General features: G+C 33.1%; 11 protein-coding genes. 4 read left to right on the plus strand and 7 right to left on the minus strand.

Annotated elements, in window-relative coordinates; genetic code table 11:
- Positions 1–30: 30 nt before the first annotated feature.
- Both GJV85_RS07165 and GJV85_RS07170 read right to left on the minus strand, forming a co-directional pair.
- Positions 31–327, minus strand: a complete 297-nt coding sequence (locus GJV85_RS07165; protein WP_207560708.1) for a hypothetical protein — start codon at positions 325–327, stop codon at positions 31–33.
- 88 nt (positions 328–415) lie between these two features.
- Entirely contained in the window at positions 416–907 is a 492-nt protein-coding gene (locus tag GJV85_RS07170; RefSeq protein ID WP_207560709.1) for a toxin-antitoxin system YwqK family antitoxin, read from the minus strand.
- Between the two features lie 82 nt (positions 908–989).
- On the opposite strand from GJV85_RS07170, the gene hrpB reads away from it, so the two are divergent.
- Positions 990–3506, plus strand: a complete 2517-nt coding sequence (gene hrpB / locus GJV85_RS07175) for an ATP-dependent helicase HrpB (protein ID WP_207560710.1) — start codon at positions 990–992, stop codon at positions 3504–3506.
- A gap of 2 nt (positions 3507–3508) precedes the next feature.
- On the opposite strand, the gene GJV85_RS07180 is transcribed toward hrpB, so the two are convergent.
- Both GJV85_RS07180 and GJV85_RS07185 read right to left on the minus strand, forming a co-directional pair.
- On the minus strand, positions 3509–3940 hold the full coding sequence (locus GJV85_RS07180; RefSeq protein ID WP_207560711.1) for a YtoQ family protein: 432 nt from the start codon (positions 3938–3940) through the stop codon (positions 3509–3511).
- Between the two features lie 24 nt (positions 3941–3964).
- On the minus strand, positions 3965–5560 hold the full coding sequence (locus tag GJV85_RS07185; protein ID WP_207560712.1) for a GGDEF domain-containing phosphodiesterase: 1596 nt from the start codon (positions 5558–5560) through the stop codon (positions 3965–3967).
- Positions 5561–5678: 118 nt separating this feature from the next.
- Between GJV85_RS07185 and GJV85_RS07190 the strand changes: the two genes are divergently transcribed.
- Together GJV85_RS07190 and GJV85_RS07195 are read left to right on the plus strand one after the other, a co-directional pair.
- Positions 5679–6335: a uracil-DNA glycosylase gene (locus GJV85_RS07190; RefSeq protein WP_207560713.1), complete on the plus strand. Its 657-nt coding sequence runs from the start codon at positions 5679–5681 to the stop codon at positions 6333–6335.
- The gene (locus tag GJV85_RS07195) at positions 6332–7600 is read left to right on the plus strand and encodes a type 1 periplasmic-binding domain-containing protein (protein WP_207560714.1); all 1269 of its coding nucleotides are present in this window, start codon (positions 6332–6334) and stop codon (positions 7598–7600) included. The genes GJV85_RS07190 and GJV85_RS07195 overlap by 4 nt, the downstream gene beginning before the upstream one ends.
- Before the next feature lie 12 nt (positions 7601–7612).
- On the opposite strand, the gene GJV85_RS07200 is transcribed toward GJV85_RS07195, so the two are convergent.
- The 3 genes from GJV85_RS07200 to GJV85_RS07210 form a co-directional block, all read right to left on the minus strand.
- Positions 7613–7990, minus strand: a complete 378-nt coding sequence (locus GJV85_RS07200) for a YbgC/FadM family acyl-CoA thioesterase (protein ID WP_207560715.1) — start codon at positions 7988–7990, stop codon at positions 7613–7615.
- 216 nt (positions 7991–8206) lie between these two features.
- A complete protein-coding gene (locus GJV85_RS07205; protein ID WP_207560716.1) occupies positions 8207–9337 on the minus strand; it encodes a hypothetical protein in 1131 nt (376 codons plus the stop codon).
- 804 nt (positions 9338–10141) lie between these two features.
- Entirely contained in the window at positions 10142–11065 is a 924-nt protein-coding gene (locus GJV85_RS07210; protein ID WP_207560717.1) for an HPP family protein, read from the minus strand.
- Between the two features lie 648 nt (positions 11066–11713).
- On the opposite strand from GJV85_RS07210, the gene GJV85_RS07215 reads away from it, so the two are divergent.
- The gene (locus GJV85_RS07215; RefSeq protein WP_207560718.1) at positions 11714–13330 is read left to right on the plus strand and encodes a cation:proton antiporter domain-containing protein; all 1617 of its coding nucleotides are present in this window, start codon (positions 11714–11716) and stop codon (positions 13328–13330) included.
- The last annotated feature ends 39 nt before the right edge of the window (positions 13331–13369 follow it).

The following is a 13369-nucleotide window of genomic DNA, read 5'->3' on the forward strand; positions in this document are numbered from 1 at the left end:
ATATCTCTTCAAAGTCCAGGCTTGAGCATATCAATTACATAAACACTCATATTGACTGTTAAGTACTTCCTTGCCATTGAAGGCTACAGAACAAGATTTATCGCTATCGGGTGCTAAGTTAAACCCCGCTCTGTTTCCTTCATAGTTCTCGTTTGAACGGCAGATAGATAAAGCGTTTCCATTTTTATGCACTCCCGATATCACTGGCGACTTATTGGCGTCTGAACAAGCTTTAGCACAACTTTTTCCATACGAAGAGACCCACTCTAACGCAGATGCCGAGCTTACTATAAACATAGATAGGACAATAGTAGATATGATTTTCATAAAACACTCCTCTGTATTTGTATTATTATTACTTATAAATCATACATATTTTATCTGAGTATAATTAAATTAAACCTTTTTAAGTGTTTTAAATATAAGTTTGCAATTTATCATAATCTTCTTGTGACAAATTTTCAACACTCTCTTTATCTATAATTTGAACACCTGTAATATCCTTGTTATCAGCATTTTCACGTAAGTACTTTACTGCAAGTTTTCCTTTAGCAAAAACTTCATGCTTTATAATTTGACCAAATGCGTTATAAGTTAGGTTTTCCCCATGTAACTTGCCATTATCGTACATCTTACTGCTTTTCACAGTCGCGTTAGCTTTTGATATGAAGTACTTTATCTCTTCACCTTGTCTCTTATCGTCTACAAAATGTTCTATCTTTGACATAACGCCTTGAGGTGTAGTATGCTTAACTTTTTTAATCCCATCTTTTAAATAAATAAGTTCTCTAACATAAGCGTCTTTTGCGTCATAAAAGTGCTTTGTAACAAATGTGTCACCATCATCATAAGTTTCAGTTTGTATGTTTCTGCTTGGGTATTTTGTAATCTTGTGGTTTTCTTTCATGCTCTTCCTTATATGAGAGAATTGTAGCGCAATGCAGGGACTAAGAGCTTAAAACAGAATAATATAAAGTATAATACCTCATATGAAAAATCTACCAATACATGAAGTCTTAGAAGATCTAAAAAGCTCCCTTAACACCAACAGTACTCTTATCTTACAGGCCCCTCCTGGAGCGGGAAAAAGTACTGCTGTACCCATATCTTTACTAAAAGAGGCTTGGCTTGGCGATAAAATAATCATCATGCTGGAACCAAGACGAGTGGCCGCTCGTATGGTTGCCACTCAAATGGCAAGACTTTTAGGAGAAGATGTTGGACAGAGCATAGGTTATCAAGTAAAGATGGATAGCTCTTACACCAAGCAGACTAAGATTTTAGTTGTTACAGAAGGCATCTTAGTCCGTAAACTCCAAAGTAATCAAACTCTAGATGATGTTGCCATGATTATCTTTGATGAGTTTCATGAGAGAAGCATTCATACTGATTTGTCTTTAGCTCTCTCCTTACAAGTTCAAGAACTTCTTCGTGATGATTTAAAAATCTTAATCATGTCTGCAACGCTAAACGCAGACGCAATTTCTTCTTTACTTGGAAGCGTTCCCATTATCACTTCAAAAGGAAAAATGTATGACATAGAGAATATCTACTTAGATATCAAGACTAAGCAGCCTGATTCTAGGTCTTTAAACAGTTTACTCTTAAACACGACACTTAAAGCCCTAAAAGAGAACGATGGAGATATTTTAGTTTTTCTAGCTGGCGTTAAAGAGATAAAAAACTTACAGGGTGCGCTTTTGAGCTCTTCGCTAGATAAAGATATATTAGTACTGCCCCTCTACTCTTCTCTTTCAAAGAGCGAGCAAGACAAGGCCATAAACAAATCCTCTAAACGCAAGATAATCCTTAGCACAAACATCGCTCAAACTTCCCTTACGATAGAAGGCGTAAAAGTTGTTATAGACTCTGGTTTAGAGAAACAATCACGATATAACTACTCAAGCGCGATGGATCATTTAGACTTGGCATTTATCTCAAAAGATGCGGCTACTCAAAGAGCTGGTCGAGCTGGTCGTTTATCAGAAGGAAGATGTTACAGACTTTGGCATGAAGCGAAAATACTCCAACAATCTACAAAACCTGAAATACTCAGAGCAGACTTAACTTCACTCATCTTGGATTTGGCATTATGGGGAGTGGATGATTTTTCAGAGTTAAAGTTCTTAGATATTCCAAATCACAATGTCATCCAAGAGTCTAAAGAAGTATTAAAAGAACTTGCCATGCTAAATGACTCCCTTAAAATAACGAGCTTTGGAAAAGACGCGCTAAGTCTTGGTCTACATCCTCGCTTTGCTTACATGATTTTAAAAGCTAATGATTTAGGCTTTGCATATGAAGCCTGCCTTTTAGCGTCTCTATTAGGTGAAAAAGACATTTTCAAAAACTCTCAAAAAGATAGCGACATATACTCAAGGTTTATACATCTTTTAGAAAAAGATTTTGATAGTGAGTATATAAACAGATTCAAGGCCAAAGAGGTTATAACTGGCGCGGAGTTTTTTTACAAGAAACTAAAGAGCGTTAAAAGCGTAGCGAAAAAGAGCAGCTCATTTAATGAAGATATACTGAGCGTTTTACTTCTTTTTGCATATCCAGATAGACTGGCTCGACAGCGCTTGAAAAACGACAACAAGTACATACTCAGTAATGGCAAAGGCGCGATACTTCACGTTGAAGATTCATTGTTTAATCAAGAGTTATTGGTTGTAGCAAACCTAAATGCGCACGATAGAGACTCTGTTATAAATCTAGCACTTAGTATATCAATGGCGGAGATAGAAAAGTATTTTTCTGATTTTCTTGTTAAAAAAGAGTCTATCAGTTATAACAAAGAAGCTAAAAAATTTGACGTTAGAGAGAGTACTTACTTTTTACAACTGCCACTTCATTCAAAACCAAGTCAGCCTTCAAAAAAACAAGACTTTAAAAAACTGCTTTTAGCACTTGTTAAAAAAGAGGGTTTAGAGATTTTGACTTGGAGTAAAAAGGCCACAAGCTTAAGAGATAGAGTAAACTTTTTAAATCATCATCAAGAGTTTGTAGACTTTAGCGATGAGAGACTACTTAAGAGACTCGATACTTGGCTAGAGCCTTATCTCTCAGGCATAACGACTATAAAAGCGTTAGAAGCCTTAGACACACACGCTATGCTGTTATCTCTTCTATCATGGGAAGAACAAAAGCTTTTAGAGACTATGGCTCCCTTAAGTATCAAAGTCCCTAGTGGCTCCAACATACACATAGATTATTCTGATTATGAAAAACCATCCATGAGCGTAAAAATACAAGAAGTTTTTGGACTTCATGAAACGCCAAAAGTACTTAACAACACTTTAGCATTACAAATTCATCTCTTAACGCCAGCTATGACGCCCATGCAGATAACATACGATTTAAAAAGCTTTTGGGAAAACTCATATGCCGAAGTTAGAAAAGAAGTAAGAGGGAAATATAAACGCCACTACTGGCCAGAGGACCCTTTTGAGGCGATAGCCACCAGTAAGACTAAAAAACATATGATGAGAGAGTTAAAAGAGTAAGCTTATCTAATTAGGTGTTTTAGTATATCAACAACTTGTGGTTCAGACTCTACAACTGCAGATGCGGCACCGTCAATCTCTTTAAGCGCGTGTATAAACTCTTGGGGATGAATAACGATTAACTTCTTATCTAGAGCAGCTGCATAACCAGCGTCAAACGCGGCATTCCACTGTTTGTACTTCTCACCAAACTTTACAACTACTATATCAGCATGTTTAATGTAAGTATGACTTCGCATAGAGTTTATTTTTGCGCTTACATGGTCATTGTAGAAGTTATTCTCTTGGTCTCCAACTACATTTTTACCTATGTCATCGCTACTTGCATGGTCATGTTCTGGCGTTAAAAACTCTATATCATAACCTTCACAACCTCTTATGATTGATTCTCTCCAGTTAGAATGAATTTCCCCTGCTAAATATACTGTATACACATTTTTTCCTTTTTATATTTTTGTTTATGAAATTATATAATCTAGCTCGCGTTTGGAGTTATTAATAGAAGGCTTATCTATATAAAAACCCTGAGAGTAGTCTATCCCCAACTCTTTGACTTTATCCATCACTACGCTTGAGTGGACAAACTCAGCAACAGTTTTAATACCGAGTTTTTTCGCAAAACTCACTATTGTCTCGACTACTAAAAGCGCTGATTTATCGACATCTATGTCTTTTATGAGTGAGCCATCTATTTTAATATACTGAGCTTTTATCTGAATGAGATACGAGAAGTTAGAGTACCCACTACCAAAGTCATCTATAGCCACCTTAGCGCCATAGCGTTTAAGTTCTGTGATAAAACGCTCAACTCTTTGAAAATCTTCAACCGACTCAGATTCAAGCAGTTCAAAGGTAACGCGAGATGCTGCTTTGAAGTTTTTTACTTTTTCAAGTATAAAGTTAAAAATTTCACTACTCATAATGTCTTCTATTGAGAGGTTAATGTTAAACTCCATATCACTATCTTTAAATGCTTCAAATGACTTGTCTATCATCTGTTTTGTTATTTCATTATAGATTTTTATTTTCTTAGCAATAGGGATAAAAAGAACGGGAGAGAGAACTTTCTCATCTTTATCGATGAGACGGGCTAAACACTCATACTTAACTATTTTAGATGTTTTGTTATCTATTATCGCTTGAAAATAGGGAACAATTCTAGACTCCTTTACTGCTTCTCTTACAATTTCTGAGAGTTCAATGTTTCGTTCGTAGTCATTTTCAAAGTTCATTCTATCTTCATATATCCAAAAAGGCACACCAATTTGTTTTGCATAGTTTAATGCCATTGAGACTTTTGAGAATATTTTTTCGTTATCTATGCTTGAAGAGGATGCCATAGTAAAATCAACAAATATCTTACTTTTTTGATGCATAACAAAAAAAGAGTTTATCTTCTTGTACAGTTCATTTAGGTAGAGTTTCAACTCATAAAAACTCATCTTTTTATCTAAGATAAATCCAAACTCAGCGCCAGAGAGTCTGTAAATTTTATACTCTGTTATAGTTTTACTTAGGTATTTTGAAATCTCTTCTATTACATAGTCACCTATAACAAAGCCATAGAAGTTGTTTATAGTTGCAAAATTATCTATCTTTATTAGGACAAGTCCATACTCATCATCTACTTGCATATCTTTTCTGAGTTGGTAAACGTTTGGAAGAGACGTTAGCTGATCTGTAAAGAACTTGCCAAAAAGTTGCGTTCTACACTTATTTGCTATCTCATCTTTATTTATATACTCAAGATACATCTCATTTAGAACAACATCTATGGTTGCAGTCTCATCACAAACACTGTTGCTAGAAAACATCGTTAAAGAGGTATTTACTTTGTCATCATGTTTCATTAGTGTGATATATATATCAGAAGGTAAACGCGAAAGTTCTTTTTTGAGGGTTTGCACTAAAACTGTATTATGAATATAGGAAGATATATGGATAACATTACTACTCTTTATCAATTTTTCAACTTCACGAACTACAGAAAATACCTCACTTGAAGATGAGAGTGAAAAGTTATTTATTTTAAATCCATCAATCTCTTCACTCATACTTTTCTCCATAAATTAAAATAGTATTTAAGTATAGTAGCATAATTCCAAATTGTAAAGTATAGTTTAACCACACTTTCAATATACTCTCATATATTTTTTATTGTGGTGGTAGAAGTTGAAATCTTTCCAAAATCTTATTCTTCTTCAAAACCTTTATAGGCTCAAGGCTATAGGTTTTGAGTATATAGACCATTTTAATATTAATGAAAAAAGAAACTATGAAACGCCACATAGCATTAGTGAGTTGGCATCAAATATTTCATCGTGTCATCTTTGTGATTTAAGTAAATCAAGAACGCAGAGCATGAGTGGTTTTGGAAATGAAAACGCGGACTTAATGATAATAGACTTTAGTGTTTCACAGTCGCAGGATTCTACAAATTCATATTATGCTGCAAGATCAGGAGAGACTTTAAAAAACATGATTGAGAATGTACTCAAACTTAGCATAGATGATGTTTTTTTAACACATGAGGTAAAATGCAAGCCATTAAATGCAAATGTACCCTCACCTTCTGAGTATAATTCTTGTAAGAACTATCTATTTTCACAGATTAAATTTATTCAACCAAAAGTCATTGTTACTCTTGGCGAAGACGCTTACTCAAACCTGACTGGTGATAACAGTAGTTTTGACAACGCAAGAGGACACGTGATAGATTTTGGGGAGTCAAAACTCATCCCAATATATCATCCTCAATATCTACTGAGAAACCCAGACTTAAAAAAAACGACCTTAAATGATCTAAAAACCATCAAGAGCTGCTTATGAAAAAACTATTATTTTTACTTCTCCCTGTTTTTATGTTTGCTCAGAGTTTTATGCTCTCAAACATTCCACTTCCAAAGACCTATATACAAAATCTAGACCCATACGAGTGTGATCAACTCTGTCTACAAGATTTTTTAGATAACGATATGATATTTTCTTTTCTCGCTCATGCTAAAGAGAAACTCCAAGACGAAAAGCAAAATGAGACGAGAGTTATGCTTGTCTCTATCTTAAACTTAGGCTCTTTTAGAACTGGAAAAACATTTAAAGTTGCTATCTTACTTCCTTATAAAAAGATAGGAAAGTATGCCTCTTCAACTACTAATGCAACCTTTGCTTACCTTATCACTAAAAGCCATCCTTTTATGTTAAAAAGCTACAAGATAGAGAGTGAAGAGAGTTTGGACATTCAAAAAGCCTTAGAGCAGATTCAAGCTGATGGATTTGAGTATATTATCGCCCCGCTAACGATGCAAGGAGCAGAGAATATAGCTGAAATAGATCCGCAAATAAATATTTACTTTCCAACCATCAATAAAAATGATATGAATACATCATCACCTTTTCTCTCATTTGGTGCTATTGATTATATGGCACAAAGCAAGGCTCTTTTAAAAGAGTCTGTTTCACCTCTTGTAATATTTTCTGACAAGTCGTCTGTTGGTAAAAAACTCTCTACCTATCAATATAAACAATTTTTTACAGAAGATGAAGTTGACTTGAATGATACAGATCAATCTCTATATATAGATGTAACTGAAGATGAAAATTTAGAAGAAGAGATAGAAAAAAAAGCTATACAATACTACATATCTAAACGCACAACAAATATAGAGTCCCATCTTAAAGAGAATGAAAAAATCGTAAACGGTTCATTTTTTATAAACACGCCTATCATCAAAACAGGGATGATAATGTCACAGCTGACACTTTATGATGTAAACGCGACAAATGTTCTCTCTACTCAGATAAACTACGACCCTCTACTACTATCTATGACCCAGTATAATGACCGTAAAAATATGATAGTGGCAAACTCCATTACAGAGCATAATAACGTTCTTATTGAGACAAACTCACTTCTTGGCAACAACATTGTTTATGACTGGATAAATTATAGCACTACTGTTGGAATTGATTACTTTTATAGTTTATCAACGAATGAGCAAAGAGCATATAGTATCAGAGTAGAAGACAATCAGATGCAGTATACGACTGAACTACTCAAGCCAAAAGCGTCAAAGTTTGTAAAGTACTCTCAATAGATAATTACATACCTATTTAAAAAGAGTTTGAATAAGGGTTTTAACTTCTGTATTCATCTTTTGAGCTTTTCCTTCAAAAGATATAAATGCCAAAAGAATACTTAGCTCAAAAATCTTCTCTTCACCTCTAAAGATACTCTGTTTAAGAGAAAATGAAGCAGCTCTCATCTCAACAAGTTCACTTTTAATCTCAAGTAAATCACCGAGCTGAGCGCTACTATAAAAGTCCCCCACAACTCTACGAGCGACAAAATGACCACTCTCTAAAAATGGCGTTATATTTTTAGTAAAAAACACTTCACTTCTAGCTCTCTCACAAAAGTTCAGATAGTTTGAGTGATATACAACTCCACCTGTATCTGTATCTTCGTAGTAAACCCGTATCTTCATGCTAAACCCCTATATATCCGTCACTATAGAGCTTTTTCAAATTCACCGGACACTAAACTGGCCCCTAAATTATCTTAAACTCAAAGCGATTCTTAAATTATATTTTCCGTATTGTACAGAAAAACAATACTATCTACTATTAGAATAATTCTAAGCATCTTCCATATACCCAGAAAAACCCTCCCTAACAAATCTATATGATAAAGAAACGCCAATTCAAATAGTAAGTGCAACACTTATTAAATCTGATTCTTCAGGAATCATAAGTATTGCCGTTCCTCTGTGATTTGTCACAGAAAACCTTTCCTTTTTTATAAGTTGATCTCCCCGAATATCACAATTAACCATGAAAACAGGATTTTTCTTTTGGGAAAATAGTTGTTTATAATCTTTTATATGTATTACTTCAACATCAGTTACTGTAACTAAAGTACCAAAAGTATCTATAATGGGTAAGAGTTTCTCTTTCATTTTTTCTAAATCATCTTTTGTTGGCAACTCAGGTTTGTCATAAATACTACTAAATTTTTTACCAACAACTTTTGCTGGCCACCAATCATCACATGTCAAATATAACTGCGCAGCATCTTTCCTTTTGATTGTTAACAATATGAATGGAGTGTAACTGCCCATAACCATATCCGCAATCTCAACTGGAAGTTTTTTTAAGCATTCTACTGAGTTATTTGTCCATCTTGAGTGTCCAAACCATAATGAACTTGGTGGAATCTCTAAAGGATTTTTTTTATGGTCATATTCAAAATCTTCACATAAATTTAATGGCCTAAATATCTTTGCTAAAGCCTCAACGACTGAAAACCTAAATTCTCTATCGGACAGATCTTTTTTGGTATTTAAAATAAAGCTCTTAACATCATCTGATTGAGGAGCTTCTATCTCTTTGATACATTTTTGCAAAAATTTTAGAGGCTTAGATTGTTTTTTCATAGAGACAACCCACACATTATCCAATTCGGAACTCTGAAACTTTTCTGTAAACTCTTTAATACTCTGAAATTCTGAGAGCAAAGAGTCACTAATATGTTTTTTTGCGAAAGAAGAATCAGTTATCTCATTCCTATAGAAAAGCTCACTTTTTTTATAAATTTCAAAAGCAAGAGCCTTGTTGTACCTAGTCCCACCATTGTAGGTGAATGAATAGTTATATTTTATTTTAATTCTATTTGGAAAATCGTTTTCATTTTCTTTTGCTTGAATCTCAACCGTTTTAAAAGATTCGTAGCCTTCACTGCCATAATCAGAACCTGAGTAATCTGCTTCCATCCATATATCTTCACTCGTAATAATTAAAACTGATGATTCTTTACTTGTTGTCGGTAATCCCATTTATTTTACTCCTCTTTTTACTTGTTCTTCATCAGCTGATTGACCAATTCTGAACTTGTTACGATAAAAAGAATTATATTTAATATGGATGACAAGATGTGTCACACCATAACCTATAGATTTTAGTATATTCTATTTTTAATGATATGCCCAAACTGTGCCTAAAAAATAAAATTGAATGAATTGAAGAAGAGTAGAGTTGTAAAGTTCGTGTTTATCTCTTTAATAGTTTTTGTTATGTAGTTTTAGAATTTCCGTATCCGAAAAATAAATCTTCGCTTAAGATAACAAATGAACTTTTATTTTCAAGATATTAAACAGTACTAGAACCGGTCACTAAACTATCTGAAACTGAAAGTGATTCTTCAATTATATTTTCCGTATTGTACAGAAAAACAACACTATTTATCATGATAAAAATATATGTATATTTTTGTGTCCGCAAAGACTCTCACCTAACAAATCTATATGATAAAGAGATATTGGCTCGTTTAACGTATTCTTTCATTTCAAATCAAATACAATAGAGGCCAATGTGAATCTACTACTAGAATTGGTGTAGAACAATCAAATAGTTTAACAACATATAATGATGTTTCAAAGTTCTTAGGGAAGGAAAGTTCGCAGAGGATAAGCACTACTATAAAAATGACATAGGGCATCCAATATTTATTCGATCAGAAATTATGACTTAACAGTAAATATGGGTGCTTGCTTTTCAACTTTGTTCTTTTATAGAACAAGATAATATTGTTTTATCAATTTAATTATTCATCTAATCAAGCAGACGAATAACTATTTATTTTAAGTTTTTTTAATAAGCTCTCTCATCGCCCACTGTGCAAATTCACTCCGAGGACAGCTATCAATTCGTCCGTAGTTTTTTCCTTCTGAACACCGATAAATAATTAAATCATTTTTGGGATTTGGATTGGATGCTTCATCTATTACTTGACGTACAGACCATTCATGACCGTGTTTTCCATTGGTATAAAAATGACCCAGTTGAATTTCACTAGCACTGAGCTTATCATTATCTGCATGTTCTAAAGTGAGTGTAAAGAGATTCTTCAGATCTTCTATGGTGATATCAATCACTAAATCCATATCTTTAACTGCTTGCTCGATATTCTTACTTTGGATAGAAGAATACGAGGTATCCTGAGGGTTTGTTTGTTTTTCCATAAAACGCATCATGCGAACAGGATAACGTCGCCAAGCGAAGAAACTATTAAAAATTATTGCAACAATAAAAATACTTAAGACATTAATAAAGACAGGAGTCAAGATGTACATAAATCCTAAATCATGTATAACAGGACCTCCTACTACAGCAACAAGAGCTGTAGCACCCCCAGGAGGATGGATACAATTTAACAGATGCATAGCTCCAATGGACAGACCAACTGCGAGCCCTGCTGCAATAAAGATGTTAGGAACGAGCATATAACAAGCGACACCTATAAAGGCGGAGATAATATTTCCCATAAAAAGTGCCCAAGGCTGCGATAAAGAACCATGAGGAATAGCGAAGAGTAAAACAGCAGCTGCCCCCATTGAGGGAACTAAGAAAAATGCAGCTTCAACTCCTATGATAAGATAGCTGATATAAAAGCTAATAGATATACCTAGGATACTTCCTATCGTAGCTACTATTTTTTCGCTGTTACTTGTTCTGGAATGTTCAATAAAAAAGAATTGTTTAAATATTAGAAGCATATTATTCATATTTAATCATAGCATATAAAAATTTATAATACACCAAAATATAAGGCCATAATATGAAATATTTATTTACATTCATAGTGATACTAACATTATTTTCAGTAATAGAAAGATTGACACCTAAAGATTGAGATCTCCCCTTATAAACCGGTCACTAAACTATCTGAAACTGAAAGCTATTTTTTAATTTTATAACTGTAATTGTACAGAAATCAAGCAGTGTATTTTTAGTACCCAGATAGGTCTGTTCCAAAACCTAAAGTCTTTTGCAGCACCTTGATTGGCTCCCAATATTATCACTACTTACCTTAGGTAATTTAAGCATAAAACAAGCACCATCATCACTATTTTTAACTTGTAAAGTACCTTTGAGGTGTTTAGTTGTCAACCGCGGAGTTAAAGCTCATAAACTAGAAAAGAAGCCACTACCAGCAACGCACAAAAAAGTGGGAAAATATGTATTTTTAGGTTTAACTATCACTGCAGATATAGGAGTAATCATTTATTATTTTACTTATTAACTTGAGTATTGTGGATAAGATGGTTTTTAAATGCTTATTGAGTAGTTCAAAAGACGATAATTGATTATATGCTCACTTAATATACAATATTTTTGTACTTTCAAAAATATTATTGAGTATAATTGGTTGTATGGAAACATTACTGTTAGCAATTTTTACAACTATTTTTATTGCCACACTACTAAATATTTTTTTTAAAAAATATAATATTTCACATATACTTGGATACATTTTTACTGGTACGATTATCAGTTATCTTTTTGATTTCAATACACTAAAAATTGACTCTCTAGATTTGGTTGGAGAGTTTGGTATCGTTTTTTTAATGTTTACTATCGGGTTAGAGCTAAGTTTTAAAAAAATGAAAAAGATGAAAGAGATTCTACTTTTAAATGGAGCTCTGCAACTTCTTCTAAGTGTACTAATATTTTTTCCTCTAGCTTTTTATATGTTTAAGTTGGATATTACAAGCTCGATCATCATCGCTTTGGCATTTTCCTTGTCATCAACTGCAATCGTTTTGCCATACTTGAAACAATCTAAAGATAGCTATACACCATATGGTAAGAGATCAATTGGTATTTTAATTTTTCAAGATATATCGGTAATCCCGATTTTATTACTAATAACTTTTTTATCTTATGGAGTGGCAGGTGCTAATGTATCACTTTTGGAAGTGATTGTAAAAACTGTGTTGGCACTTGTATTTATAGTATTGTTCATTCTTTTCATCGGGGATAAGGTTGTAGATTTCTTACTAGAATTTGCAGCAAAAACACAAATAGAAGAGATTTTTCTAGGTGCAATTTTTGCCATTGTTCTTGGTATGGCAGTGCTAATGCATACAATAGGGTTTACTTACTCTTTAGGTGCTTTTATAGCCGGAGTTTTAATTGCTGATACAAAATTTGCAATGAAAGTGGAATCTGACATCTTAAGCTATAAAGATCTACTTTTAAGTATCTTCTTTTTTAGTGTCGGTACAAAAATTGACATAGTTTATCTGTTTTCAAATCTTCATACAGTTTTATCTATTTTTATATTAGTTACTCTCGTTAAAATAGTTATTATTTACTTCATTATAAAAAGAAAGTCCGATACAAATACAGCAATGAAAACAGCATTAGCTTTAGCACAAGTCGGAGCCTTCTCTTTTGTAATTTTTGATCTAGCTGCATCGAATCAGCTGATTACTCATGATATTGCCAACTTTTTATTTTTAGTTACATTTGTATCAATGATTGTGACACCCTTTGTACTTAACAATATCTATAAACTTTCATCTTATTTTCAAAAAGAGTTTTTTGAATCAGATGTTATTACTCCAATTGACAATAAAAATCATGTGATTATAGTTGGGTTTGGTACGTTAGGAAAGGCTGTTGCTAAAGAACTGCATAAAAAAAAGATTGACTTTATCATTATTTCTGATAACTTACAACATGTTTTATTGGCGAGAAGGATTAACTTTCTCGCATATTTTGGACATCTTAATAAACGTCCAGTTATGGAGTCACTAAAAGTTGAAGAGTGTTCTAGTGTGATTATAACCACTCAAAATGAGTATAAGAAAAACATTATTGCTCAGTCTGTAAAGAATTACTATAAGAAGGTAAATATCATCATAAAGATTGATACGGATGAGGAGGGACAACATTTCAAAAATATGAAAAATATTGATTTTATCAACTCAAACCATGAGTTGTCGTCACGATTGGTTGAACTTTCATTAAAGTATCTAAAATAGATTAATATGTTAATTAAATAAAATCTTTTTATGCTAGAG

It is taken from the genome of Sulfurimonas aquatica, from assembly GCF_017357825.1.
In the GTDB taxonomy this organism is placed as follows: Bacteria; Campylobacterota; Campylobacteria; order Campylobacterales; family Sulfurimonadaceae; genus Sulfurimonas; species Sulfurimonas aquatica.

Excerpts from the sequence above, each read along its gene's own strand:
- GJV85_RS07195 (WP_207560714.1), top strand. The coding sequence starts at position 6,332 with ATGAAAAAACTATTATTTTTACTTCTCCCTGTTTTTATGTTTGCTCAG.
- GJV85_RS07185 (WP_207560712.1), bottom strand. The coding sequence starts at position 5,560 with ATGAGTGAAGAGATTGATGGATTTAAAATAAATAACTTTTCACTCTCA.
- GJV85_RS07170 (WP_207560709.1), bottom strand. The coding sequence starts at position 907 with ATGAAAGAAAACCACAAGATTACAAAATACCCAAGCAGAAACATACAA.
- GJV85_RS07215 (WP_207560718.1), top strand. The coding sequence starts at position 11,714 with ATGGAAACATTACTGTTAGCAATTTTTACAACTATTTTTATTGCCACA.
- hrpB (WP_207560710.1), top strand. The coding sequence starts at position 990 with ATGAAAAATCTACCAATACATGAAGTCTTAGAAGATCTAAAAAGCTCC.
- GJV85_RS07210 (WP_207560717.1), bottom strand. The coding sequence starts at position 11,065 with ATGAATAATATGCTTCTAATATTTAAACAATTCTTTTTTATTGAACAT.
- GJV85_RS07205 (WP_207560716.1), bottom strand. The coding sequence starts at position 9,337 with ATGGGATTACCGACAACAAGTAAAGAATCATCAGTTTTAATTATTACG.
- GJV85_RS07200 (WP_207560715.1), bottom strand. The coding sequence starts at position 7,990 with ATGAAGATACGGGTTTACTACGAAGATACAGATACAGGTGGAGTTGTA.
- GJV85_RS07165 (WP_207560708.1), bottom strand. The coding sequence starts at position 327 with ATGAAAATCATATCTACTATTGTCCTATCTATGTTTATAGTAAGCTCG.